The 24,779-nt window shown below is 62.1% G+C and carries 27 protein-coding genes and 1 tRNA gene; 14 read left to right on the top strand and 14 right to left on the bottom strand.

Features of this window, described 5'->3' with window-relative positions; translation table 11 throughout:
• Positions 1-105 precede the first annotated feature (105 nt).
• Positions 106-255 (top strand): hypothetical protein, encoded by a 150-nt coding sequence (locus NCN05_RS09035; RefSeq protein WP_006851286.1) that lies wholly within the window; start codon positions 106-108, stop codon positions 253-255.
• Here the strand turns inward: NCN05_RS09035 and NCN05_RS09030 are convergent.
• Positions 249-1,307 (bottom strand): ATP-binding protein, encoded by a 1,059-nt coding sequence (locus NCN05_RS09030; protein WP_350223292.1) that lies wholly within the window; start codon positions 1,305-1,307, stop codon positions 249-251. The genes NCN05_RS09035 and NCN05_RS09030 overlap by 7 nt on opposite strands.
• 57 nt (positions 1,308-1,364) lie before the next feature.
• Positions 1,365-1,796, bottom strand: a complete 432-nt coding sequence (locus NCN05_RS12590; protein WP_350223291.1) for a magnesium chelatase domain-containing protein — start codon at positions 1,794-1,796, stop codon at positions 1,365-1,367.
• A gap of 74 nt (positions 1,797-1,870) precedes the next feature.
• On the opposite strand from NCN05_RS12590, the gene NCN05_RS09025 reads away from it, so the two are divergent.
• From NCN05_RS09025 to NCN05_RS09015, 3 genes are read left to right on the top strand one after another with little or no spacing between them, the layout of a single operon-like run.
• Positions 1,871-2,212: a histidine triad nucleotide-binding protein gene (locus NCN05_RS09025; protein WP_115131770.1), complete on the top strand. Its 342-nt coding sequence runs from the start codon at positions 1,871-1,873 to the stop codon at positions 2,210-2,212.
• 55 nt (positions 2,213-2,267) lie between these two features.
• Complete coding sequence (locus NCN05_RS09020; protein ID WP_250397826.1) at positions 2,268-4,244, top strand: ABC transporter ATP-binding protein/permease; 1,977 nt, start codon at positions 2,268-2,270, stop codon at positions 4,242-4,244.
• Positions 4,245-4,253: 9 nt separating this feature from the next.
• Positions 4,254-4,454: a CAB/ELIP/HLIP family chlorophyll-binding protein gene (locus tag NCN05_RS09015; protein ID WP_114988677.1), complete on the top strand. Its 201-nt coding sequence runs from the start codon at positions 4,254-4,256 to the stop codon at positions 4,452-4,454.
• Here NCN05_RS09015 and NCN05_RS09010 read toward each other — a convergent pair whose 3' ends face one another.
• The 4 genes from NCN05_RS09010 to psbX are packed head-to-tail and all read right to left on the bottom strand — an operon-like array spanning position 4,455 to position 6,568.
• A complete protein-coding gene (locus NCN05_RS09010) occupies positions 4,455-4,931 on the bottom strand; it encodes a TolB family protein (RefSeq protein WP_250397825.1) in 477 nt (158 codons plus the stop codon).
• Positions 4,928-5,458: a TolB family protein gene (locus NCN05_RS09005; protein WP_250397824.1), complete on the bottom strand. Its 531-nt coding sequence runs from the start codon at positions 5,456-5,458 to the stop codon at positions 4,928-4,930. Before NCN05_RS09005 ends, NCN05_RS09010 begins: the two co-directional genes overlap by 4 nt.
• A gap of 5 nt (positions 5,459-5,463) precedes the next feature.
• Positions 5,464-6,396: a Ycf66 family protein gene (locus tag NCN05_RS09000; protein ID WP_186509889.1), complete on the bottom strand. Its 933-nt coding sequence runs from the start codon at positions 6,394-6,396 to the stop codon at positions 5,464-5,466.
• A 49-nt stretch (positions 6,397-6,445) separates the two neighbouring features.
• A complete protein-coding gene (gene psbX, locus NCN05_RS08995; RefSeq protein ID WP_006851281.1) occupies positions 6,446-6,568 on the bottom strand; it encodes a photosystem II reaction center X protein in 123 nt (40 codons plus the stop codon).
• An 89-nt stretch (positions 6,569-6,657) separates the two neighbouring features.
• Here psbX and NCN05_RS08990 point away from each other — a divergent pair, with 89 nt between their 5' ends.
• Positions 6,658-6,978: a YggT family protein gene (locus NCN05_RS08990; protein WP_244275843.1), complete on the top strand. Its 321-nt coding sequence runs from the start codon at positions 6,658-6,660 to the stop codon at positions 6,976-6,978.
• Between the two features lie 2 nt (positions 6,979-6,980).
• Here NCN05_RS08990 and accC read toward each other — a convergent pair whose 3' ends face one another.
• Entirely contained in the window at positions 6,981-8,327 is a 1,347-nt protein-coding gene (gene accC, locus NCN05_RS08985) for an acetyl-CoA carboxylase biotin carboxylase subunit (RefSeq protein WP_250397823.1), read from the bottom strand.
• A gap of 120 nt (positions 8,328-8,447) precedes the next feature.
• Here accC and NCN05_RS08980 point away from each other — a divergent pair.
• The 3 genes from NCN05_RS08980 (at position 8,448) to msrB (ending at position 10,252) form a co-directional block, all read left to right on the top strand.
• Positions 8,448-8,529 (top strand) — tRNA-Leu (locus NCN05_RS08980).
• A 9-nt stretch (positions 8,530-8,538) separates the two neighbouring features.
• Positions 8,539-9,822: a glycosyltransferase family protein gene (locus tag NCN05_RS08975; RefSeq protein ID WP_250397822.1), complete on the top strand. Its 1,284-nt coding sequence runs from the start codon at positions 8,539-8,541 to the stop codon at positions 9,820-9,822.
• 28 nt (positions 9,823-9,850) lie between these two features.
• Positions 9,851-10,252, top strand: coding sequence for a peptide-methionine (R)-S-oxide reductase MsrB (gene msrB / locus NCN05_RS08970; protein WP_250397821.1), 402 nt, complete (start codon positions 9,851-9,853; stop codon positions 10,250-10,252).
• A 25-nt stretch (positions 10,253-10,277) separates the two neighbouring features.
• Here msrB and NCN05_RS08965 read toward each other — a convergent pair whose 3' ends face one another.
• From NCN05_RS08965 to NCN05_RS08955, 3 genes are all read right to left on the bottom strand, one after another.
• Positions 10,278-11,342, bottom strand: coding sequence for a PRC-barrel domain-containing protein (locus tag NCN05_RS08965; RefSeq protein WP_502988811.1), 1,065 nt, complete (start codon positions 11,340-11,342; stop codon positions 10,278-10,280).
• A gap of 90 nt (positions 11,343-11,432) precedes the next feature.
• Complete coding sequence (gene smc, locus NCN05_RS08960) at positions 11,433-15,041, bottom strand: chromosome segregation protein SMC (RefSeq protein ID WP_250397820.1); 3,609 nt, start codon at positions 15,039-15,041, stop codon at positions 11,433-11,435.
• A gap of 50 nt (positions 15,042-15,091) precedes the next feature.
• Complete coding sequence (locus NCN05_RS08955) at positions 15,092-15,448, bottom strand: hypothetical protein (protein ID WP_250397819.1); 357 nt, start codon at positions 15,446-15,448, stop codon at positions 15,092-15,094.
• Between the two features lie 59 nt (positions 15,449-15,507).
• On the opposite strand from NCN05_RS08955, the gene NCN05_RS08950 reads away from it, so the two are divergent.
• Both NCN05_RS08950 and NCN05_RS08945 read left to right on the top strand, forming a co-directional pair.
• Positions 15,508-15,930, top strand: coding sequence for an ElaB/YgaM/YqjD family protein (locus NCN05_RS08950; protein WP_006850868.1), 423 nt, complete (start codon positions 15,508-15,510; stop codon positions 15,928-15,930).
• On the top strand, positions 15,930-16,316 hold the full coding sequence (locus NCN05_RS08945; protein ID WP_250397818.1) for a phage holin family protein: 387 nt from the start codon (positions 15,930-15,932) through the stop codon (positions 16,314-16,316). The genes NCN05_RS08950 and NCN05_RS08945 overlap by 1 nt, the downstream gene beginning before the upstream one ends.
• On the opposite strand, the gene NCN05_RS08940 is transcribed toward NCN05_RS08945, so the two are convergent.
• Complete coding sequence (locus tag NCN05_RS08940; RefSeq protein WP_250397817.1) at positions 16,317-17,459, bottom strand: THUMP domain-containing class I SAM-dependent RNA methyltransferase; 1,143 nt, start codon at positions 17,457-17,459, stop codon at positions 16,317-16,319.
• 454 nt (positions 17,460-17,913) lie between these two features.
• Here NCN05_RS08940 and NCN05_RS08930 point away from each other — a divergent pair, with 454 nt between their 5' ends.
• From NCN05_RS08930 to NCN05_RS08920, 3 genes are all read left to right on the top strand, one after another.
• Positions 17,914-18,831: a tyrosine-type recombinase/integrase gene (locus NCN05_RS08930; RefSeq protein WP_250397816.1), complete on the top strand. Its 918-nt coding sequence runs from the start codon at positions 17,914-17,916 to the stop codon at positions 18,829-18,831.
• Positions 18,832-19,752: 921 nt separating this feature from the next.
• A complete protein-coding gene (locus NCN05_RS08925) occupies positions 19,753-20,088 on the top strand; it encodes a cupin domain-containing protein (RefSeq protein WP_250397815.1) in 336 nt (111 codons plus the stop codon).
• A 366-nt stretch (positions 20,089-20,454) separates the two neighbouring features.
• Positions 20,455-20,808: a hypothetical protein gene (locus NCN05_RS08920; RefSeq protein ID WP_250397814.1), complete on the top strand. Its 354-nt coding sequence runs from the start codon at positions 20,455-20,457 to the stop codon at positions 20,806-20,808.
• Positions 20,809-22,185: 1,377 nt separating this feature from the next.
• Here the strand turns inward: NCN05_RS08920 and NCN05_RS08915 are convergent.
• On the bottom strand, positions 22,186-22,335 hold the full coding sequence (locus NCN05_RS08915; RefSeq protein ID WP_250397813.1) for a hypothetical protein: 150 nt from the start codon (positions 22,333-22,335) through the stop codon (positions 22,186-22,188).
• 28 nt (positions 22,336-22,363) lie between these two features.
• On the bottom strand, positions 22,364-22,549 hold the full coding sequence (locus NCN05_RS08910; RefSeq protein WP_250397812.1) for a hypothetical protein: 186 nt from the start codon (positions 22,547-22,549) through the stop codon (positions 22,364-22,366).
• 1,543 nt (positions 22,550-24,092) lie between these two features.
• Here NCN05_RS08910 and NCN05_RS08905 point away from each other — a divergent pair.
• Complete coding sequence (locus NCN05_RS08905; RefSeq protein ID WP_250397811.1) at positions 24,093-24,230, top strand: hypothetical protein; 138 nt, start codon at positions 24,093-24,095, stop codon at positions 24,228-24,230.
• A 102-nt stretch (positions 24,231-24,332) separates the two neighbouring features.
• Here the strand turns inward: NCN05_RS08905 and NCN05_RS08900 are convergent, their stop codons facing one another.
• Entirely contained in the window at positions 24,333-24,518 is a 186-nt protein-coding gene (locus tag NCN05_RS08900) for a hypothetical protein (RefSeq protein ID WP_250397810.1), read from the bottom strand.
• Between the last annotated feature and the right edge of the window lie 261 nt (positions 24,519-24,779).

Here is a 24,779-nt window from a genome sequence, read left to right as displayed (position 1 = left end):
GAGTTCCGTGGCTCCGTCCTACTGAGCTGGCCCAGAACCGGTGAAAACACCTGTTGTCGTCCTCTGTCAGTGATTTCACACTGAAGACAGACCCCGGAGGACGTGATGAAAACAACGGTTGTTCAGTGGTTCCAGTGGTTCGGTGAAGCGATGACCCATGCCCTGGGATCGTTCAACGACCGCCATCTCCAGCCCCCGCCGATCGGCACCCAGCCCTACCGGGACACTCCCGACAAGCGAGCCCGCGACTACTGAGCACCAGGCTGCTTGAGCAGATCAGTGCAGCGGAAGCAACTCGCTTCCGCCACGGCGTTTCGATCGACGCTGGCCTGTTCGTTGAGATCGGCAATGATGCGCGCCACGCGTAACAGCTGAAGGCTGCTGCGTGTGCTCAGACCACGCTGGTTGATCAGCTGTTCCCAGAGCTCGAGTGCCGCAGCCTCGATGGCTCCGGTCTGCCGCAGCGCTGCTGCCGACAGCCGCCCGTTGCTGTCTCCACCAGGATTGCGCCTCTGCATCCGCTGCCGGGCTCGTTCAATTTGTGCGGGGGTGCACCAGGACGCTGCAGCTTGCGTTGGGCTGGGCTGCTTCAGCACCGCTGCCACCTCCTTGGCGGAGCGCCGTTCCAGCCGCAGTTGCAGATCGAGCCGATCCAAGAGCGGGCTGGAGAGCCGCTGCCAGTAGCGCTGGCGCTGGCTGATGCTGCAGCGACAGCCATGGTCGCGGTCGCCATGCCAGCCGCAGGGGCAGGGATTGGTGGCGGGCACCAGGGTGACCAGGGCCGGGAACACCGTGCTCTGCTGGGAGCGGCTGATCTGCACGGCGCCGTCCTCCAGGGGCTGCCGCAATTGATCCAGGACCGCCCGCGGAAATTCCGCCAGCTCATCAAAGAAGAGCACGCCACCGTGGGCCAGGCTCACCTCCCCAGGACGGGGTGAGCGTCCGCCGCCGAGCAAGGCGGCTGCTGAGCAGCTGTGGTGCGGCGATCGAAAGGGGCGCTGCTGCTGCAGTTGATCGATGCCATGCAGTTGGCCGGCGACGGAATGGATGCGCGTGATGGAGAGCGCTTCCTTGCGGCTCAGGGCCGGCAGCAGTCGCGGCAGTTGATGGGCCAGGCGGGTCTTGCCGCAGCCGGGGGGACCCACGAGCAGCAGATGGTGGCCGCCGGCTGCCGAGAGGGCCAGGGCGCGGGAGGCGAGGCTGCTGTCCAGGCAGGGCCAAGACGCCGGCTTGGTTGGCTGGGTTGAGGATCGGGTGCTGCTGCCACCGGTCGCCGGCCAGGGGCGCTCGCCTTTCAGCTGCTCCACCAGCGTGCGCAGGTTGGCTGCGGTGAGGATGGTGAGCCCCTCAATCAGGCTGGCCTCCTAGGCGTTCTCAGGAGGAACCACCAGGGCTTGGGCCTTGTGCTGCTGGGCCTTTGCAGCAAGGGCAATCACCCCGCGACAGGGCCTGAGGCTGCCGTCGAGCCCCAATTCGCCCGCACACCAGAGGCCCTCCAGCTGAGGGCGGGCGAGTTGCCCGCTGGCCACCAACAGGGCCAGGGCGATGGGGAGGTCAAAGGAGGGACCTTCCTTGCGCAGATCGGCCGGAGCCAGGTTGATCACCACGCGCACCAGGGGGCCGCGGAAGCCGCTGTTGCGCAGGGCGGATCGGACCCGCTCCCGTGATTCCTGAATGGCCTTGTCCGGCAGACCCACCAGCTGAACGCCCGGCAGGCCCGGGGCAAGATCCACTTCCACTACCACTGGTCTGGCCTCCAGACCTTGCAGGGATGCACTGAGACAACGTGCCAGCATTCTGTGGAGGGTGACACAGGAGATTCATGCCCCTGCTGTCACACCGGTCCGGCTGTTCCCTCTTTTCAAGGCCCATGGCAGACGACACGATCTTCGGGAAGATCCTTCGTGGCGAGATCCCGTGCGATGAGGTCTACAGCGATGAGCAGTGTCTGGCCTTTCGCGATGTCGCGCCCCAGGCACCCGTTCATGTGCTGGTGATTCCGCGCAAGCCGATCGAGAGCTTGCGCTCCGGTGCTGCTGAGGATGCGGCCCTGCTGGGCCACCTCTTGCTGGTGGCTGCCCGCGTGGCCAAACAGGAGGGTCTGGACGATTTCCGCACGGTGATCAACAGCGGCGCCGGTGCTGGCCAGACGGTGTTTCACCTCCATGTGCACGTGATCGGTGGACGTCCTCTGGCGTGGCCTCCCGGTTGAGGTCAGCGGCGAAGCAGCGCGGCGACAGCCAGACTGAGCACAGTTCAGCAGTGGCATGACCCACCAGCTTCAGAACCTGCGCAATCAGGCCGCCAAGCTGCGTCGGCTTTCGCAGCCCTACTTCTTCCCCTACACCGAAGACAACGGCTGGCAGTTCCTTGGACTGCTGGTGAGCCTGCTCTTCTGTGTGGCCGGGATCGTGCTGTTCCTGGTCACCGGCTTGATGAACGGCCTGTCGTGGCTGTTGCCGGAGCTGACCGGCCAGTACCTCGGAGGCGTCCAGTCCTCCCTGGCCATGCTCTGGTCCCGTGGATGGGGTGCCGGAATCAGTGCCCTGTTCGTTCTGGGGGCTGTGGTGTTTGCCTCCGTGCGGGGCCAACTCAGGCATCGCCGCTGGTTGCCTTGGCTGTTTCTCGGCCTGATCATCCTGATGCTGTTGAGCGTGAACGGCATCAATGCCGGCATCACATTCATCGCCAGGGATCTGACCAATGCGCTGATCTCCAAGGACGGCGATGCGTCGTATCGCAACCTCTGGATCTACGGCGCCTGTTTTGCGGTCGCGTTGCCGATTCGCAGCCTGCAGTTTTATTTCACCCAGAAACTGGGGCTGTTCTGGCGCGAATGGTTGTCGCTGAGCCTGGTGGACGATTACCTGCGGGATCGGGCCTATTACGTGCTCAATCCCAATGATGAAGCGGCCACCAATGTTGATAACCCCGATCAACGTATTTCCGAGGATGTGCGTGATTTCACGGCACAGGCCCTTGGTTTTGCGCTGAATATTTTTGATTCGATCCTCACCTTTTCCCTCAACATCCTCATCCTTTATTCGGTGAGTGAGGGGCTCACCTTTGCCCTTCTGGCCTACGCATTCGGGGTGTCTGCCCTGATGATTGTGGCTGGCCGCAAGTTGGTGCGGTTGAACAATTTCCAACTGCGTTTTGAGGCGGATTACCGCTATGGCCTCGTACGGGTGCGTGACAACGCCGAATCGATTGCCTTCTACGCCGGTGAGCAGCAGGAAGCCAAGGAGGTGACGCGTCGCCTGGCTACCGTCGTTGAAAACTTCAATCTGCTGATTGTCTGGGAAGTGCTGCTGCGGGTGCTGCAGCGCTCCAGCATTTACGCCAGCAATTTCATCCCCTATCTGATCCTTGCGGCTCCGATTCTTGCCGGTGAGATGGATTACGGCGGCTTCGCCCAGGCGAACGTCGCCTACAACCTGGTTGAGGGATCGTTGTTTTTCATCATTTACAACATCGAAGCCCTGGCCCGGTTCTCGGCATCGATCAACCGGCTGGAAGGATTTCAATCCAACATCTCCAACCTCGATCCGGAGGAGTGGAGTGATTACGTGCCGCGGATCGTGCCCTCCGAGCACCTGGCGCTGCAGGGGGTGACGGTCAAAACACCGCGCACCGACAACGTGCTGGTGCGCGACCTCAGTTTTTCCCTGGGCAACGCTGAGGGGCTGTTGGTGGTGGGACCCTCCGGCTGTGGCAAGACGTCTCTGCTGCGGGTGGTGAGTGGCCTGTGGGGCTCGCCGACGGGCACCGTTTATTCCCCGGGGCAGGGCGATCTCCTTTTCATTCCCCAGAAGCCCTACATGGCACTGGGATCTCTGCGCGAACAACTTTGTTATCCCCTCGATCAGGCCCGTTTCAGCGATGAACAGCTACGGGCGGTTTTGGATCAGGTGATGTTGGGCAAACTTCTGCAGCGCTATCCCGACCTCGACATCAAGCAGGACTGGCCGCGCCTGCTCTCTCTGGGTGAACAGCAGCGACTGGCCTTTGCGCGGCTGCTGCTCAATTCGCCCAAGGTCGTGGTGCTGGATGAAGCCACCAGTGCCCTGGACGTTGAGACCGAATCCCGCCTTTATTCCCTGTTGCGGGATCGGGAGGTGGCGTTCATCAGCGTGGGCCACCGGCCAACCCTGAAGGACTTCCATGACACTGTTCTGGAGCTCAGCGGTGATCACGACTGGCGGCTGATCCCGGCGACCAGCTATGACTTCGGGCGTTCTTGAACCGGCCGGATGACCTCCACCAGCGAGACCCCTGACACCACGTCCGTTCCGGAGACGTCCGCCACCACCAACGACGTGCCTGCTTTCGGCTGGAGTGGCTATGCCGAGCGGGTGAATGGCCGCTTCGCCATGGTGGGCTTTGTGGCGGTGCTGCTGATCGAGGTGCTCAGCGGCGACACCTTTCTGCACTGGGCGGGGCTGCTGCCCTGATCAGGGCAGGCGGATCAGATCCACATCCCAGCGTCCGTTCCGGCTCACCTGCACCGCCAGCCGCCGGCCCGAGCCATCCAGGCTGACGCTGCGGGGCACGCCCGGTGGGTCCAGGGGCAGCCGTTGCGTCGCCCCGACGTTGCGCCGGTAGAGCACCAGTTCCGTGCGGTCCTCCCGTTGCTGGACCACGGCCAGGCGTTGTCCATCGGCACTGACGCTGACGCCGATCGGTTGGGCATCAGCACGGTTGAGGCCCGGCAACGGGACGGGGCTGCGGCTGCGCAGGTCAATCAGTTCGACCCGCTCCCGCCCATTGCGTTGGCCCAGGCTGGCCAGCCAGCGTCCCCCTAGGGATGGATCCCGCCGGCTGTTCACTGATTGACGCAGCAGGCCGTTGAGGTCGGGCCGAGGAGTGGGCCTGGGGCTGCTGCACCCGCTCACCAACACCAGGCTGAACAGCAGAGCGACGCGGATCATGGCTCTGACGACAGCGCCGGTGTGGAGAGGCTCTGTCCCGGAGGACGGTCCGGCTCGAGCAGATCACTCAGATCCAGCAGTTCCACGCGCCACCTCCCCTGATCTGTCACCTGCAGGGCGATCTGCTGGGCATCCGGCGCCAGGCTGAGCTGCACCGGGTCCCTCCCCCCCGGCAGCGGCAGGGGGTGCATGCGTCCGTTCAGGCGGTCGGTGACCACCGCGAGTCGGCGGCGCCCCCGCTGGGTGATTGCTGCCAGGTAACGGCCGTTCCAGCTCAGGGAGGGCGAGCTGTGGGGCTGATGTCGGCTCAGCTGGGGAACGGAGACAATCGATCCGTCGCTCAGGCGGCGCAGCTGCACCGTGGGTCGGCCGCCGCGATCGCTGACGACCGCCAGCCACTCACCACTGCCACTCAGGGCTGGGGCCTGCTGACTGGTGGCGAGCAAGCCACCACCGGTCCGTTCACTACGACCGTTGCAGCCCATCAGCGCCAGGCTGGCGAGCAGGATCAGCAGCGGACGAGGCAACTGGTTCAGTCGTCGAAGCGGGAGCTGTTGTCCCGCGGTCTGCCGGACGAAGGCCGTGAGCTGCGGGGGGGTTGGCGGTTGCTGCTGGGCCGGTTCGAGGCTAGGGGCGGCTCAGGGGATCGCCTGGAGTCGCTCGCGGCGTTCGGGTTGGCGCTGGGGCGTCCCCGGTTCGGGGCCGAACTACTCGGCGCTGAACTGCGGCTGGGGGCAAAGGCGGCATCCTCGGCTCCTGAAGGAGCGCGTTCGCCGGAAGGACGCTCAGGCCGCCCCATGGGACGGCTGCCACGGCGTTGTTCCTCTCGATCCGTCCGTCTGGAGCCAAAGTCGGGGCGTCGCTCATCCCTGGCTTCGCCGGCACGGAAACGAGCCATGCGGCGGGAGCGCTCGTCGTTTTGGTCCCAGCCGGAATCGCCTTGATCACGGTCTGCGGAGCGACGGCTGGCGGCTTCCTCAGGAATGGCGGCACGGCTGGCGCGGCGCGGTCGGTAGAACTCCTCTTCCGGCCGTTCTTCGGCGTCATCGTCACGGCCTGAGAAGCGCCGCCGCACCGGCTGGGGCTCATCAAAACGGTCGTAACCGCCGTCATCCCAGCCGCCCCGTAGGCCCCCAGGGCTTCCGCCCCGGGCCGGTGCTGGTTCGTCATCGAAATAGGCGGAACGCCGGGCCTGCTCCGTGGCCACGCCGCGCAGTCGCACGCTTTCGTAAGCGAAGAAAACGGTGGTTCCCGCCAAAAGGAATTGGCCGAACTGAAGAATCGGGTCGAGGCGCCATCCCTGGAAGAACAGGATGCCGCCACACAGCAGCCCGATGGCTGCAAAGAACACGTCGTAGTCCCGCGCCAGGGCGGGCTTGAACGACCGCATGAAATAGAGCAGAGCGCCGCCGACGGCCAAAACGATGCCGACGATGCTGGCCCAATTGAGACTGGCGTTAACCAAAGCTCTGCTCCCGCTTGGGAGTCAGTCTACGAGGGGCGCCAGGGGCGGATCAGAGCTTGCGGTCGACCTGGTCGGTCTGGCTCAGCAGGAACAGGGCGATGGAGGCAGGAATCACGACGATCACACCTCCCCAAAGGAGGCTGCTCAGGAAGTTGGAGAGGGAGGGGGTCATGGGGTTGCTGCCGTCTGCTTCAAAGCCGCGCCGATCTTAAGAAGCGATGCCGTCTTTCTACGATGAGGGGACGATTTGCTTTGAGCTTTGTGACGCCGCTGCTGCTGCAGGCCCTGCCAGTCCTCCATTTGCTTCTGGGCTTGCTGCTAGCGGCCTGGACCCTGGCGTTTCTGCTGCGCATCGTGCTCACCTGGTACCCCCAGGTCGATCTGAGTAAGGGCGCCTGGCCCCTGGTGGCATGGCCAACGGAACCTGTGCTCTCGGTGAGCCGCCGTGTGATCGCACCGATCGGTGGAGTCGACGTCACTCCAGTGATCTGGGTGGGCTTGATCAGCCTCGTGCGCGAGTTGCTGGTTGGCCAGCAGGGGCTGCTTTCTCAAATCCTGATGCACGCCCAGGCAGTGGCCTGAGCTCAGGGGAGCATCTCCTGCTCCACGAATTTGGTGTGCACGTCGCCGTTGATGAACTCCGGCCGATCCAGCATCTCCAGATGGAATTCCACCGTGGTTGGAATTCCGGTGACGGCACATTCATTCAGGGCCCGCTTCATCCGGGTCATGGCGTGGTCGCGGTCCTTGCCCCAAACGATCAGCTTTCCGATCAGGGAGTCGTAAAAGGGCGGGATGTCGTAGCCCGTGTAAACGTGGCTGTCGACGCGCACACCCGGTCCGCCGGGGGGCAGCCATCCGGTGATGCGTCCTGGGGCGGGACGGAAGTTGTGCCGGGCATCCTCAGCGTTGATCCGGCATTCGATCGCATGGCCGGTGAGCTGGATGTCCTCCTGCTGCACGCTGATGGGTTCGCCACCGGCGATGCGCAACTGCTCAGCGATCAGATCCACACCCGTCACCATCTCAGTCACCGGATGCTCCACCTGGATCCGGGTGTTCATCTCCATGAAATAGAAACCTCCGCTGCGATCCAGCAGGAATTCCACCGTTCCGGCGCCCTCGTAATTGATGCTTCGGGCGGCAGCAACGGCGGCTTCGCCCATACGGCGGCGTAGGTCGGGATCCAGGGCCGGGCTGGGGGCCTCCTCCAGCAGTTTCTGGTGACGGCGCTGAATCGAGCAGTCCCGTTCACCCAGGTGAACCACGTTGCCGTGGCGGTCGGCCAGCACCTGCACTTCCACGTGGCGGGGCCGATCGATGAATTTCTCCATGTAGAGGCCGGGGTTGCCGAAGGCGGCTTCCGCCTCCCCCTGGGCCGCTTTGTACAGGCTCTCCAGCTGGCTGGCGTCCGGTACGAGGCGCATTCCGCGACCACCACCGCCAGCGGTGGCTTTGATCATCACGGGATAGCCCATCTCCTCGGCCAGGGCGGCCGCCTGGCTGGTGCTGCTGAGCAGACCCTCGCTGCCGGGCACCGTGGGAACACCCACCGATTGCATGGTCGATTTGGCGGTCGACTTGTCCCCCATCGAGCGAATCGCGTGGGGGGACGGCCCAACGAAGGTGAGGCCGTGATCACGGCACATCTCGGCGAACTTGTCGTTCTCCGCCAGGAAGCCGTAACCGGGGTGGATGGCGTCAGCACCGCGGGAGGTGGCGGCCGCCAGGATGTTGGGAATGTTGAGGTAGCTCTTGCTGCTCAGGGCTTCGCCCACGCAGACCGCTTCATCGGCGAGCTGCACGTGCAGAGCGTCCTTATCAACGGAGCTGTACACCGCCACGGTGGCAATGCCGAGCTCGCGGCAGCTTCGAATGATCCGGAGGGCAATCTCGCCGCGGTTGGCGATCAGCACTTTGCCGATGGGCATCCCGCAGCATGTTCAGGCCTGACGCCGGATCGTATCAGCGCCGACCGAAGTTGCCGAGGAGCGAAGACCCCGCCCGGTATGATCTGACCTCGACAACACCCGAGCGGTGAAGTCGACCACGCGGATGTGGTGGAATTGGTAGACACGCACGTTTGAGGGGCGTGTGGCTTCGGCCTTGCGAGTTCAAGTCTCGCCATCCGCATTTTTTTCTTTGGCCAGTCCCCGCGCAGCAGAACCAGGACCGGCCGTTGTTCTTGTTTCGAACGGTCCCGGTGAACTGACCACCTGGGTTCGCCCCCTGGCGGAGCGGCTGCACGCCAGCCTTCGCCTGCGTCCCCGGTCTCAGAGCGCGCCAGCTTCGTTGCATTTGGTGTTGGTGCCCTGCCCCAATGCCACGGGCCAGGAGCGTGCGGCCGCGGAGCCTTGGGGCTTGTTCGAGCGCATCGTGCCGGCAGGCCGCTTCTGGTCACTGCTGCTGCGTCCCCAGCGCTACGGCCCATGGCCGCAGAAGGGTGTGGTGGTGTTTCTGGGCGGTGATCAGTTCTGGACCGTTCTGCTTTCGGCTCGTCTCGGCTACCGCCACATCACCTATGCCGAGTGGGTGGCGCGTTGGCCGGGCTGGAACGATCGGATTGCGGCGATGTCGGACGCGGTGAGGCGTCAGCTGCCGGTCCGACACCAGCCCCGGTGCCGCGTGGTCGGTGATCTGATGGCGGATCTGTCGTCCTTCGCTCGTCGCGAGGAGCCTCTCCCCGAGGGTCAGTGGGTGGCCCTGTTGCCGGGATCGAAGCAGGCCAAGTTGAGCGTCGGCATGCCGTTTCTGCTCGATACCGCCGATCGTTTGGCCCGATTGCAACCCGGATGCCGTTTTTTGCTGCCGCTGGCTCCCACCACCAACGTTGATGAACTGCTGCGTTTCGCCGGCGCATCCAACCCGATTGCTGCCCGCTACAGCGCCTCCGTTGCATCTGTGGAGCAGGGGGAGTCGGTGACGGAGTTGGTGACGGGTGCGGGCACACGGATTCGTCTGCTGGAGCAGCATCCGGCCCATGGCCCCCTGAGCCAGTGCGCCCTGGCCCTGACTACGGTCGGCGCCAACACGGCCGAACTTGGCGCCCTTGCGGTGCCGATGATCGTGATTGTTCCCACCCAGCACCTGGAGGTGATGCAGGCCTGGGACGGCGGCCTGGGGCTGCTGGCGCGTCTGCCGGGTCTGCGGCGTCTGATCGGGGTTCTGCTGACCCTCTGGCGTTTGCGCAACAACGGGTTGATGGCCTGGCCCAACATCAGTGCAGGCCGTGCTGTGGTGCCGGAGCGGGTGGGGGCGATCACCCCGGAGGAGATTGCTAAGGAGGCCTGCGATTGGCTGAACGCTCCCGAGCGGCTTGAGGGCCAGCGCCAGGACCTCCAGGCGTTGCGGGGAGAACCCGGGGCGGTGGCCGCATTGGCCGCCGAGGTGAGGGGTTTGCTTCCCCGAGAGCTCAACGCTTCCTAGGCTGCGCCCCACTCTGGTTCCGACGACCATGTCCCCGTCCAATCCGGTCGAACGCAGCGCCGAGGAGTGGAAGCAATCCCTGACGCCGGAGCAGTTCCAGGTGGCTCGCTGCGGGGGTACCGAGCGGGCGTTCACCGGGGCTTACTGGAACAACAAGGCCACGGGGACATACCACTGTGTCTGCTGTGGTGCGCCGCTGTTCAGCTCTGAGACCAAGTTCGATTCAGGCACGGGTTGGCCAAGCTTCTGGGACGGTGTGAGTGCCGAGGCGATCACCACCAAAGAGGATCTGACCCACGGGATGGTGCGCACCGAAATCAACTGCGCTCAATGTGATGCCCACCTCGGACACGTCTTCCCGGATGGTCCCGCCCCCACGGGCCAGCGTTACTGCGTCAACAGCGCATCGTTGAACTTCAAGGCGTCCTGAACACCGTTCAGCGCCTCAGGCCCTATCACCAGGGATCGTCGAGATCCTGGCTCCGGCGCTGGGGCGCTGCATCCTCCATCGGTTCCACATCCAGGGGTTCACCCGACTGCTGAACCGCGCGACGGGAGGCAGGCATGGCACGCCGCGGAGGCTGTTCCTCGTAGGCAGGCTCCTGCTCGAAGGGTGCGGGCTCGTTGTAGGTCTGTGCTCGCTCAGCAGACCGATCGTCGTAGCGGGCTGGTTCGGCGTAGCGCTGCTCGTCGTACCGCTGTTCGTCGTACCGCTGGGGCTCATCGAGGTAGCGGCGCTGCTGCATAGACTCCTGCCGCCTGTCCTCCAGCTCCACATATTCCAGTTCTGCATCAGCCTCAAACCGCTCGGCTTCTGAAGCCTGGAGACGCCGTTGCTCCTGCTCCTGGGGTTGTCCGGAGGTGAGCTGATTTTCCACGGGCACCAGGTTGACCCGGTAGCGCTCCCGCTCCTGCTCTTCCCAGCTGGGGCCACCGACGCCCAGTTTTTCCAGAACGCCGCTGTTCAGCTGTTTGAGCTTGTCTTCGGCACCCTCATAAACAATGATCCGGTCCGGGCCGCTGCTGACGATCTCCTCCACCGGCATTTCCCAGGTGCTCAGCACCCCTTCCCCCAGCAGGGGCACGCCAAGGGCGCCCATCACCAGGGTGGTGAGCTCGCCGGTCTCGATGTCGAAGGCGAAGCCGAGCACCCGCCCCAGCTGTTCGCCGGACTCGGTGATCACCTGGCAGTTGATCACCCGGCTGTAGCGCTCAGGGTTGAAGTTCTCACTCAGGGAGTCGGCCGAATCCACCAGGATCACGTCGCCCACCTGACGGATCCGGTCCAGTGGCATCCAGCGCGGCAGGCCGGGCAGGAAACGGGTCAGGGGGTTGTCCCGCAGCCCCACAGCCACCACTTCACGGCGGTCGATATCGACGATCACTTCACCCACCACCCCAAGACGGCGGCCGGTGTCACGGGTGATCACCTGGGTGCCCATCAGTTCGGAGCGCAACCAGAGGCGATCGCTGGGTACGCCAGTGGTGATGGCGTCGTTTGGGGTAGGGGTCGGGGTCAAGCGCGGGCCCTCGGCCATGGACATTCAGACCATTGTGGCGCAGGGGTTCCGCCTGTCACGTTCAGATTGCACAGCGAAAACTCCGATCGTTCAGGCGGCATCCGGTAAACCCACCACCTGGGTGTGGGCGCCGCGGGCCTGGGTCACCCCGATCGTGCGCTGGGCTGCGCCGATCATCGGGCGGCGGTGGCTGACCACCATGAATTGGGCTGCCTCGGCCTGACGGGCGATCAGAGCCGCCAGGCGCTCCACATTGACGCCGTCGAGGAAGCTGTCCACCTCGTCGAGGGCATAGAACGGCGACGGCCGGAAGCGCTGCAGGGCGAACAGGAAGCTCAAGGCGGTGAGTGATTTCTCTCCCCCCGACATCGATGCCAGGCGCCGCACGGTTTTGCCCTTGGGATGGGCCACCAGGGTGAGGCCACCTTCCAACGGCTCCTCCGGGTTCTCCAGTTGCAGGTGGCCATCACCATCGGAGAGCGAGGCAAAGATCTCGCGGAAATGGCCATCCACAGCGGTGAAGGCTTCCATGAAGGCGTCCTGGCGCAGGGTGGCCACGGTTTCGATCCGCAGCAGCAGTTCCTCCCGCTCGCTGTTGAGCACCTCGAGCCGTTCGTTGAGTTCGTTGAGCCGCTCTTCGAGGGCCTCGAGTTCCTCCAGCGCCAGCATGTTCACGGGCTCCAGCGCTTCCATGCGTTGCTGGATGGCCTGCAGATCGGTCTGCAAGGCTTCCAAGCCCGCCAGCCGCAGGGCTTCCGGGATCTCTGGCCTCGGGTCCGGCAGGGCCTGTTCCATCTCCTGCAGGCGCACCGCACCGCTGCGCTGTTCTTCAATCAATCCTTCACGGTCTTCCTTGAGCCGCTCCAGATTCCATTCGGCCTGCTGCAGGGCCTGACGCTGGCGGCCCACCTCGGCTTCCGCGGCGTCCCGGGCCCGGCGCTGGCTGCCGAAGCGCTCCTGCAGGTCGGTCTGCTGCTGCTCGAGCTCTTTGCGCTTCTCCTGGAGGTCGCTCTGCTGCTGGCGCCAGGCCCCATGGGCACTGGCGAGGGCCTTCACCGCCTCCTGCAAGCGGGTTTCTTCGGCGGCCAGAGCCTTTTCTTGATCCCCCAGGCGTTCAATCGCCAGCTGCCGCTCGCGGCGGGCATTCAGCAGCTGGTCGCGTTCGCGGCGGGCCGCCTCCAGCCGTTGGTCGGCGGCTTCTTGTTCCGTCTGAAGTTGGGCCCAGGCGGCGGCATCGTCGTTGTTGCCGCTGTTGCGCTCCGCCTCATCCAAGGCCTGTAGTTCCGCGGTGAGTGGGGTGAGTGCAGTGCTGATGGCTTCGAGCCGCTGCTGTTGCTCGGTCTGGTCCTGCTGCAATTTGCTGAGCCGTTCGGCCCGCTGGCGGCTGCGCTCGAGCAGGGGGCCGTGGTTGCGCCGGGCGGCATTGCGCTCGGCGATCAAGGCCGCCTGTTGCTTTTCCAGTTCGCGCAGCTGGGGTTTTTGCTGCTCGATCAGTTGGGCCAGCTTTGACTCCTCCCGCCGGCAGGCCACCAGGGATTCCCCCAGTTCCAGCAGGCGCCGCCGCAGGGGTTCAGCTTCGTCCTGATCGCTGCTGCGGCCGAAGCTGAGGCTGCTGCTGCGCTGGGAGAAACTGCCGCCGGTCATGGCGCCGCTCTTCTCCAGAAGCTCCCCATCCAGGGTCACCGCCCGGGAGCGGCCCAGTTGTTGACGGGCGCTGGCCAGGTCGGAGAACACCAGGGTGTCGCCGAAGACGTAGGCAAACACCTGGTCATAGACCGGTTCGAAGCGCACCAGTTCCACGGCCCGGCCGATCAGGCCGGCACCGCTGTCCCCACCGGGGCGTGCACCTCGGGCAAAGGCGGCTGAAGAGCCGCCGCCCCCTGGCGCGCGGATCTTGTTCAGGGGCAGGAAGGTGAGCCGGCCAGCACGGCGGCTCTTGAGCAGTTCGATGGCGCGGGCGGCGATGCGATCGTCGTCGACCACCACCTGGCCGAGACGGGCCCCCGCGGCCACTTCCAGGGCGAGGCGATGGCGATCCTCCACCTCTCCCAGCTGGGCCACAGGGCCGTGGATGCCATCGAGGCCGGCCTCCAGCAGCAGGCGCAGGGCTCCGGTGCCGCGGCTTTCCTGAAGGGCATCCCGCCGGCTCTCCAGCCGAGCGATCTCCCGTTCCAAGCGGTTCTGCTCCTGCTCCAGCCGGCTGCGGGTGCGCTGTTGGATGGCCAGTGATTCGGCGGTCTGCTGGAGCTCCTGTTTGCCGTCGGCAATGGCTTGCAGCAGGGTTTGCCAGGTCTCCTCCAGGGTTGCGAGCTGTTGCTGCACGGCGTCGCCGTCGGCGCCGTCCTGGTGCTGCTCCTGGGTGAGCTCTTCCAGCCGTTCCCGTTCCTGGCGCAGCCGTTCCTGCAACTGCTGCTGCTCCTCCAGTAGGGGAGCGACGCTGCTTTGCAACTCCTGCCGGCGACCGCTGCGGCGCTTCTGTTCCTCCACCCAGGCGCCGGAGCGGCCCGCCACATCCGCCAGCCGGCGGCGGGACATTTCCACCGCGGCTTCAGCGGCCCGGCAGTTGTCTTCGGCGGCGCTGAGGGCGTCCTGATGGGGATCGCGTTCCAGTTCCCGTGATTGCAGCTGCCACTGCTGGCGACGGGTGGCGAGGTCCTGGCGCTGCGCCTGCAGTCTCTGGCCTTCGTCCTGGTGGAGGCTGGCCTGGCGCTCCAGTTCACGGCTACTGGTGTCGAGGCCAGCCAGTTCCGCCTGAACCGCCAGCAGCTGGTCCTCCCCCAGGGCCTTCACCTGCTCCTGGAGCAGCTCCAGTTCGGCGACAGCTTTGTTCAGCTGCTCCCGGCCGCTGGCGATGGCCGCGGCGTCCCTCTGTTCCTGGGCTTCCAGCGCCTGTTGGCGCGTGGCCAGATCCTTGAGGGCCTGCTGGGCGGCTTCGTAGGCCAGCACCATCTCCTGGCGGCGTCCCAGTTGCAGCCGTTCCCGCAAGTCCTGGTATTGCCGGGCCTTGGCGCAGTCCTTCTCCAACCGTTGGCGGCTGGCCAGCAGTTCCTGCTCAATGATCCCGCAGCGCTCCTGGCGCTCCTGCACGTCATCGAGCTTGCGGCGGGTCTGTTCGATCCGGGTGTCGAACAGGGCAACACCGGCCAGTTCATCGATCAGGCCGCGGCGGTCGCGGTTGCTCATCGAGACGATGCGGGTGACGTCCCCCTGCATCACCACGTTGCTGCCCTCGGGATCAATCCGAAGGCGGCGCAGCTGGGTCTGCAGCTGCTGCAGGTTGCAGGGCACCCCGTCGGCGCTGTAGCTGGAGCTGTAGGAGCCCCCCGGCATCACCCGCAGTTTGCGGGTCACCGTCCATTCCGTTTGTCCCGGTTGAATCCATGGCCCCTCCGCTGGTGCCTCCAGGCCTTCCTCGGCGGCATCGGGTGTCCAGTCGCTCAGGTCAAAGCGGACGCTGACGGTTGTTTCAGCGGCCTTGCCGGCCTTGAGCATGCCGCTGTTGACCAGGTCCGGCAGGCGGTCAGCCCGCATGCCACGGCTGGTGGCCAAGCCCAGGCAGAACAGAACGCCATCAAGGATGTTGCTTTTGCCGGAGCCATTGGGTCCGGTCACGACGGTGAATCCCTCCTCAAGAGGGATTGTCATCGCTCCGCCGAACGACTTGAAGTGCGTCAGCCCAACCTGATTGATATGAACCAACAGGATCTGGGGCTGTCAGCGAGCCGAAATTAGCGGAACCCACGAAAAGCTCAAGGGTCCGATAGAGAGCAGTGCCCGGAATTGATGCGCAGGCAGCCCTGGAGGTCGCCTTCGAGCTGCAGGGTGACGTCTGCATCCGTGGCGTTGGGGAGCACTCCGCTGTAGCTGCCGGCATGAATGCGTTCGGCCCAGCCCCGGTTGCCCGAAACGGCAGCACTGCGGGGTTCCAGCCAGACCTTTCGATGGGTAGGCAGGGGAACCGCTGGTTGGGCTGCTGCGTTGAGCTGCGGCACAGTGGCCAGTCGCCAGGTTCGGCAGCTGTCCCCGTCCTCCAGCAGCAGATCGATGTGGCATCCGCTGGGGTCGTCCGGTGCTCCGGTGTGACGCAGCAGGGCGTATCGCGGCAAAGACTTTCCCTCAGCCTTCAGTCTCCCTACCCTTCTAAAGCGTCCTGCCAACGGTCTTCATGGCCTCGCCATCGCCGCAGTCCAACGGCAGATTCGAGCACCACTTCCGTGAGCGCTTTGAAAGCCTGCTGCCGACGATCCAGGAGCGCTGGCCGGATCTTGCTGAGCACACCCTTGAAGCCACACGGGGGAGTGTGGATGAGTTGGTTCGTTTGATTGAACAGAACACAGGCCTGACGCCCCAAGGGGTTCGGGAGCAACTGGAGGAGCTTCTCCACAGCGCCGGTGATCGCAGCCGCGACTGGGCCGACAGCCTGGATCCCCTCGAAGAGCAACTGGAACAGTTGCTGGATGAGTTGAACAGCACCCTGCGGCCGAAGATCGAGGCGCCTGTGCGTCAGCGACCACTGCTGGCTGTGGGTGTTGCCCTTGGTGTTGGGTTGCTGCTGGGCAGCATGCTTCGTGGGGGGCGGCGTTCCTGATGGCCGATCAGAACTCTCCCCGCGGATTTGGAGCGGCAGCTCGGGTGACCGCACTGGCGGCGTCAGTGATGGATCTGCACGTGCGGATTGCCCTGCAGGAGATGGATCGGGAAAAACGCCGACTGATCAGCGGTGGCCTGTTCCTCGCCATCGGAGGTACGGCCATGTTCCTGGCCTTGCTGGCGGGCGAAGGGTCGTTGCTGCTTTGGATTCAGGCCCAGTGGGATCTGGATTGGATGCGCGCACTGTTGAGCCTCGCGGTGGCCAACCTGGTACTGGCGGGCATCAGCTTGCGCATTGGCGGCCAGGTGCTGAAGGGGCCGTTCCTGCCTCAGACGCTGGAGGGACTGATGAAAACGGTGCGGGCGGTGATGGGGCGGGTTTGATCAGCGGATGTCGTAGTGCAGCCAGCGGCAGTCAATGCCGCCGTTGCTGACTGGGATCCTTTGCTCGGCCTTCAGACGCAGGGCTCCCGTCAGGTTGCGATTTCCGCTGAGCAACCAGAATGTCCAACCCTTGGCCTGGCCTTTGGCGTAGTTGCCAAGCTCTCGATACAACGCCTCCAGCTCCGCTTCATCGCCGATCCGTTGGCCGTAAGGGGGATTGCAGACCAACACCCCCGGCCCCTCTGGAAGGGGGTGATCGCTGAAAGCGCCCGTGCAGATGCGGATAACTCCACTCAGCCCAGCGGCGTCCACATTGGCCCGGGCCTGATCGGCAATGGTGGGATCTGCCTCAATCCCCAGGAGCGGCGGAAGGGTGAGGTCCCCCCTGCGCCGTTGCCGGGCGCGATCAGTTTCTCTGTCCCAGAGGTCGGGCTGAAAATCGGCCCATCCTTCGAGGGCAAAGCGGCGCTCCACCCCCGGGGCCTGCTGCAAGGCGGCCAGGGCCGCTTCGATCAGAAGCACTCCTGAGCCACAGCAGGGGTCCACGAGGGGTTGGCTTCCATCCCAGCCCGTCAGGCGGATCAGCCCAGCGGCCAGGTTTTCCTTCAACGGTGCCGCTCCCATGGCGGCCCTGTATCCACGACGGTGCAGGCTGCCGCCACTGCCATCGAGGCTTAGCTGTGCCTCCCCGCGGCCGAGGTGCAGGTGCAGGGAGAGATCGGGATCGTCGAGATCGATGGAGGAACGCTCACCCCAAAGATCCCGTTGTGCGTCCACAAGGGCGTTTTTGACCTGCAACGCCGTGAAATGACTGTGGTTGAGTCCTGGTGCCGTTCCGGTCACATCCACCCGGAAGGTCATTGAGGGATGCAGCCAGCGTTCCCAGTCGAGGGCCTGGCGGATGCCGTCGTAGAGGTCGTCCCGGCCCTGGCAGGGGAAGCGCGCCACCTGGCGCAGCAGCCGGAAGGGCAGTCGAGCCTGGAGGTGCAGCCGGTAGAGGCAGGCCATGTCTGCCTGGAAGCTGACGGCACGCCTGCCGGGTTTCACGGCATGGGCCCCAAGGGCGCTGAGTTCGTCGCCAGCGGCTGCTTCCAGGCCTTGTGGCACAACGGCCACGGCGGATAGCCGGTTTGTTCGACCCAAGGGCGTTGTGCTCCAGGCCACCACTCCTGTCAGAATGACAGGGTTCGGCTTTGTCGGACTAGGTGATCCACACCAGTGTTTCGGACAGCGGTTCGATTCCGCTCAGCTCCATTCCCCCTCACGGGGCTGCAATGGTTTCGACGGGGCATGAGGAGGGTGACTGAAGCCTGCTCGGTGAGAGCAAACCCGTAACTGCGAACAACATCGTTCGTTTCTCCCGTCAAGCAGCCCCTGTTGCTGCCTGACCCTTAGGGGAGATGGGGTGAAGTCAGCCTTATCACCCAAATGACTACTGGGGGGTGGAAGTCCCCCTTCAACCATTCCACCGGAAGCGAACTCGGAATTACGCCACAGGCGCCCGAGAGCCATCCAGACAACAGATCCAGACAAATCCCGGCGGTGTTCGCTGGGCTGGATAAGGCGGAGGCCCTGGCGTACGTCAGCCGCCTCTTCGATGCCGCCCAGGCCGGTGCCGTGCTCTGGGGGGGACAAGCTCCTCCTGAAGCGATTCCTGGAGAAGTGCTCCCGCACGGGCTCGAAAGAGACCCAGGACGGCTACCGCCGGGAGCTGCGGCACTTCGTCCGCTGGCGCGATCGGAACCACCCGCACCTGCATCTGCGGGAGCTGGATCCTGCGCTCGTGGATGACTGGGTGTCCCAACTGCGGGAACCAGTGGCGGCGGGCGAGCTGATGCCCCGCTCCTTCAACCGCCGGGTCAGCGCGGTGAGCGCCCTCTACCGATGGGCGTCGGAACCTACGCGAGCAGCTGTGACAGGAGTGCCGCGCAACCCAATCCCCCGAAGAACAGGAATGTCGGCACCAAAGTTGGCCAAACCGCTGGCTGAGTCGGATCTGACATCAGTTCTCGGTGTCATCAGTGCCGCGAAGGTAAGGGGGTCAGCCATCGCAGCGCGGGACTACGTCATGGTCCGCGGTTCCTACTTGCTGGGCTGCCGGGTCTCCGAGCTGTGCCGGCTGCGCTGGGAGGACATCGAACCGCTGGATGAAGGCGGCAACGTTCGCCTCCTCGGCAAGGGGAGCAAACCCCGCACCATCCGCGTCAGCACCGACACCCTGAAGCTGTTCGAGTCCCTTGGCCGCGGCGAGCCCGGCGACTGGCTTTTCCCAAGTAATAAAAGGAATGGCCCATTGACCCGTCAGGCGGTGGCCGCTCGCATGGCGATGTGGGGCCAGGAAGCAAACGTCCGGCTCCATCCCCATCGCTGCCGGCACACCCATGCGACTCATGCAATTCGGCGGGGGGTGGATGTTTTCACGCTCTCGGCGACGCTCGGCCACAGCTCGACGGGAACCACATCTCATTACGTTCTTGCTGAGCATGGTGAGAGTTCATCTCTCAAATTGGGTTGATGGCCCTTTCTGACTTAGGTCGCCAACGGGTATCTGGACCTGCCGCAATGTGGGCCGCCACCGTGTCGGGGGGCTGTGGTGAGTAACGCTACGGAACCTGATTGAGCTGGCTGAGGAGGGCTAATGCCAAACGAGATCGACGTTTGACGAATATCTTTCCCTGGATGTGTAACTCAGCACACAGTTTGTGTTGTTGAGTTCAGCACATTGGTTCATTTGGACCACAGCTTTTTTGAAATTCGTGCATGGTCCTTAGGAACTCAGCCGTAAATTTGGTGACTACGTATACCTGGTCAGAAAATTTTCAGGCGGACATTGCAATGCGTCAGCTTGAGGAGTGTGGAGTTCCTTGCGAGTGCCCTCGCTGTGTCTCTGCGTATTACCGACTTCAGAGGATTCAATACGAGAAGGAACAGCGTGAGCTTCGCAGGCCATCTCGAGACTATTTCCTTTACGACTAGGGGTGATGTAATGGAATATTCCTACCGCGATTGTCTAAGCGAAGAAATTGAGATTCTTCGATTGATGCTTTACAGGGATGAGTTTTTGACCCTAGACCCCAAAGCTTGCAAGCACTCCGGACCTCTCATAAGTAAAATAGAGGAAAATATGAAAGAGCTTTCTTGTATTGATGATAAGTCTGCCGCCTAATTCTTGTATGCGTTGATTCTTCTAGGCGGTTTGATGAACTCTTCGCTGTTGATTAGTGCGATTGGGTGATTTTAGGTATAAGTCAATACGTACGCAGTGTAAAGAATTTTCCATTTCGGAAATGCGTCAGTAGTGTCTGGCTTGCGATTCCGAATCTCAATGTTCGTCAGGTCTTTGATTGCATCTGCGTCTGCCGTTCTCCTTGCTGGGACGGGTGCCTTGGCTGGCGGGCATGGTGCTCCCGCTGCGGGTGCTGCCCCAGACGTCAAAATGCTTTTCAGCACGACAAAAACACTTGAGGGTGACTCTTTTGAGTATCCGGATGGTGCTTCTGAAATGCGACTTTTCCGCGTTGCCTTCCCTGAGGGCACGTCATTCCCTCTCCATACTCACCCGTCACCACTGCTCATTTTTATTCAGCAGGGCAAGATTGGCCTTGTTAAGCCAAACGGCAAAACCCATGTCTTTATGCCTGGCGATACTTTTGTAATTGCAGACAAGACGCCTGCACACACCATGGAAAATATGGGGTTGGGCCAAGCCGTAATGATGGTTAGCGTTGTTTCGGTTGAAGGGATGGAAACTGTTGTTATGGCTCAACCTTAGGCAGAGTGCTTACGCGATTTGTCAGATTTTGATCGGGATGAGTCGCGTAAAGTCGCTTTAAAAACTGAAAAATATAAAGAGGGGAACGGTTATTCAACAGCCCCCCCCCCCTCTTTTTGATTGCTAGGGCACCCCTCGCACTTATATCTTAGTATGGATTTTTGTTTATTTTTGGGTTGTTGCTTGGGGAATCATCCCCTTATGAATGATCTCCCCCGAGCTTCGGAATGTCGCAAGTGTTCTTGCGTCCACTCACCGGCGGTATCCGGATGCGCTGGCAGATGTGTTGCCGTTGTTCGCCGGGATCGTGTTGTTCACCCACCGCGAGCTGATCGCCCACCTGTTCAATACGGAGCCTGATTGGCCATGGCAAAAGCCAACGCCGAAGCCACTGCCGAGCGAGTCGATCACCTCCAGGGAATGATCCTGGCGGGTGAGCCCAACACCGCTTGTCTCACATTTGCGCGACAAGCATGGGGGGTGTCACGCTCCCAGGGCTACCGGCTGCTGAAGAAAGCCTGGCAACAGATCAAGAACGACATCGATGAGAGCGGCATCGACCGGCAGGAGTTGCTGTCGTGGTCAATCCAGACGCTGATGGCCGCGGCTGGACAGGCGATGCAGCAAAAGAACCCGGGCGCAGTCGTGAGCGCCATTCGCCAGCTCGATCACATGACGGGCACTGGGTACAACTCACACCGCGGCCACCTACGGCGTTGAATCGAATGTTGGCGTTGGGAGCTGACCAGAAGGGCTTCAGCGGTCATCGCCCTAACGGCTACTACCGGCGCGATGAAAGGACCAACACAACTGTCCTTACGTCAGCTCAGAAGTAGCGGTGCCCATCGTTAGCGGTCTTCTCCGTGAAGCCCCCACAGCGCATTCCGTGCCGGACGTGAGGCTGCTTTCTTGCCGGTTTATCCAAACGTTTTCAGCCCTGGAGATGAGTGAATGCCAGAACCGATCAGCGTCTTCCTCCCGCAACTAAAAAAAACCGATATGCATTCCTTCAGAGGTCCCATCCCTCTCGTTAGGCCCCCATCAACTTCCTCCAGGTGTTCTCCCGTGAGGAGTAGGAGAACCGTCAGCAGTGGTAAGGGTCGCCTCTTAACGAGATGCCAAGTACCGAATGACTCCCAGAATCACCATCAAGACGACACCTGCGTTCCAGATCGTCGAGGAAGAAGGCATTCGCATCAACACTCCAATGAAGAAGGGGGCGTTTATCGCCCCCTTTGCCTCGGACCAAATGGGGCATCGCACTTCACTCATCCATCAGGTCTTATCGGGGTCTGAACTCTTCTATGACTGCCTGCATGTCATGTCTATGGGGAGACCCCCCAAGCATTGATACCCAATGAGGAGTGATGAAGTCACCGCATCAATAACTCTCATCCGTCCTAAGGAGAAGAGATGAATAGGTGGAGGCGCAACCATGGAAACGTTCCTAACACTCCTGATCCTGACCGGTTTTTCCTGCCTGATTGCGGCATACATCCATGAGGGAAGGCACTCTCAGCACAAGCGCCTCAAAGGGAGATAAAAAGATTGGGCGGCAAGGAATGCCGCCCAATCGGGGTATGAATGCGTCGAACCGGGAGGTCCATTCCCAGCATCACCGGTGTAAAGGAAGCGTCGAGAGCACTTTTTACAAACGGTCCAAAAAATGGGGGTGTTCTCTAAGCACCCCCGCGTTCAACGCATCACCCCCATTCACCGAAAAGGAAGCAATCAGAGAATGACGCGACACGAACGTTGCCTACTTCGGTGGCACTGTCGCGATTGCAGTCCTTGTCATGACTTTTGTTGTTAAGGAAACGGCCTAGCTAGGCATTGCTGCCTCTAGGCGCAGTCGTTAAGACAGCCAAGGATTTGTAACGAGACGAACGTTATGTCTCGAGTTACTCGGCCAGGACGCACCCTGCTGCCTACTTATTGGATTAGCAGAGATAACGAACATGAGAGCAACCAAACTCACCACTGCTCCACAGGGCTTCGAGTACTACAGGGTCTGCGACCAAGAAGGTGTCTGCCGGGTCGTCAGAGGTATGTGGGCAGCACAGCACCTCGTTGAGGAAACCCCCGGCCTCAGCGCGACTAAGACACGGCTCTTTCCAGCGGAATGGAGTTAGTGCCCTCACCAGCCAGGGCGTACTCCAGCTCTTGCTCACGAGCGTGCTCGTCCTCATCCATCTGCTGACGGCCGCCGTTCATCATCTCGGTGTAGGTGAGAGCCCTGGGCTTCATCGGCTCTTCTTCTGAGGGAGTTGCTTGGTCAGTCGTCAGAACTTGTGCCAGCAGTCAATCGACCAGCGACGAAGCCGACGCCACCAGCAACGACTGCAGCCTGAAGTTGCCACATCAGACGCCTATGACGCCATGCCGTGCGGTTGAGCCAGACCCCTGCGCCAACGGCCACGACCAGCAGAAGGACCAGGCCAGCCTGGGTGAGGTTCTTCATAGCTTCCCTCACTTCTCCAGCGCAGCCTTCAAGGCGGTTAGCCCCTCCTCCAACTGCGAGTAGTTGTCTGGATCTGCATCCCAGGCATCGACCAACTTCTGTGCGGTTTCGATAAAGACCTTCATCTCATCGCAAGCCTTCAGAAGATCCATGGCGCTGAAGCGGAGGAGAAAGAAAACGTACTGCGATCGCAAACGACAAAAAAAGACCCCTGAGGTGCCCACACCCCAGGGATCCCGTCCTCTCGTTCTGACGCCCCATCACCTCCCTCCTGGCGTTCTCCCCTGAGGAGTAGGAGAACCGTCAGTTGAAGTAGTGACGACTGCTCCTGATTCGGTCGCCAGCAAGCAATAAAAAGGCGGCAGGGAATGCCGCCACGGAAAAGGGGACGTATGTGTCGAAGGTGCTGTCATTCCAGCTACACCACCCTCTTCAGGCAGTCAGGGTGTCGTGGGTGACGTTTACGAACTGCCAAAAAAAGGAGGGTCCCTAATCCCTCCCCGTACGACGCATCGTCCCCTCACCAAAGGGAACGAACCAAAGATGACGGAAGAAATACCTACGAGTCGTCGCCATCACGACAAAACGTCGCTGGTGTGAGGCAACCAAGAAAAAGGAGGGTTTCCTAGTCCCTGCCTCGATGACGCATTCACCCTTCCGAAGAAAGTTGAGCAGATCCACGCCCCGCTACGGACCTGGCGCCATCCGTAGAAGCGCGCATTTAAAAGGCGGGTGGGGCACCCGCCTGAAGGTCGTTGAGACCTGGTTTGTCGTCCTAATCGGTCTCTGACCTCATTCCTGTTCTAAAGCGATTCAGAGCAGCAGGACATGAGAGGAACTACGCAGAGGAAAGCCCTGGTTAAGCGTCCAGGCACCCAGGGCGTTCGCTCGACGACCGACAGAAGAAGTGACGGCTCCTGCCGATGGGATTAATCAACACCTGCTGATCGCCTCCTGATACCCCCATCTGGGATCAGGCTTTCTTTCCGGAGAGCTGTGGTCGGTGCAAGGCACGTTGAATGCAATCTCAGTGATTTCCGCCTCGAAGGCAATGAGCGTTAACTCGGATAGCCATTAACCGCTGACGGGTGGAAAGTATGTCCATCGAGATCGGAGGAGCCCATGACGGCCGACACTCCACCTGAGCAAAGAGCAGAAGCAGACTGACTTTCTGGCCCCTGCTCCAACAGTTTCCACCCACCCGTGAGGTTGGTCCTTTGGTAGGCATCAACTGAGCGCCACGCCAATCGACACTCCAACTTGCACCGTCCCGTAGGCCAAAGCTTCACTGCCTCAGGTGCCCCGGAGCTTCATCAGCCACACCCCTGGACCCAATGGCCCCAGGTGCCACCACGCCAGACGCTTCGACCCCCCTCTCTTTTCTGAAGTGATGGGTTGAACCATGCACAAACGAGCGAGCTAGGCCGTCTCTTCCACCTGGGAGGGGCGGCCTTCCTCTTTGAGATCAGGCCAATCGTCCCCAAATTGGGAATAGGCCAAAGGACGACTTCAGAAGTAGAAATGCACTGTCAATTCAAGCGTCATGAAGCTCGATCTCGCTAACGCCCAAGCCATGGGAAGCCTCATTGTTGAGGGTGTGCACAAGCCGTTCAGTGCACTCGCCTGCGCGCTTCGTCCTTCTGTTATCCGAATTGGTAAGAAGAAGAAGATCGAGGCCTAGAGGTAGTCCAGGGGTTTGCGCCCTACGCATATTTAAAAAACAAAAAAGCACCGCTAAATCCAGCGGTGCTTTTTTACTGAAAATTCTTGCCCTTTTGCTCAATCAGCTGGCACCAGAGGCGGAGACAGCGGGTTGCATCAATCCTCCTCCACCATTATTCGAATCATCGTCATCAGAATTACCAGCGGGCTGAGCAAGCGCGTAGATCGCAATAGCGACAGAACAAACAATGCTGCTCAGCAGCTCAAGGGGAAAGCCAGTCGAACCAGTTGCGACGAAATCTCCCATCCCTGAGCCTGCTTTACTTTTCTAAATATAGCCGCAATACAGCGTTACGTCATAAGCGAGACCCCTCGATCTCTGCCTAATCAACAAGGGATGACGTCGCTTCAAGCTCAAACAGAGATCGCCAAAAAGCCAAGACAACAAAAAGCCCCCTCCGAGGAGGGGGCTTTCCGATTCAGTTGATCTGAATCGTTTTTGCTGTTCCGAAGGGAACAGGTTGATTCCAGATCAACCGATGGCAGGAGCCTGCAGAGCCACAGGAGT

The sequence above is a fragment of the Synechococcus sp. MU1651 genome (genome assembly GCF_023630635.1).
In the GTDB taxonomy this organism is placed as follows: Bacteria; Cyanobacteriota; Cyanobacteriia; order PCC-6307; family Cyanobiaceae; genus Parasynechococcus.
The sequence above is the reverse complement of the archived record's forward strand: the minus strand, read 5'-3'. Positions and strand labels throughout refer to the sequence as shown.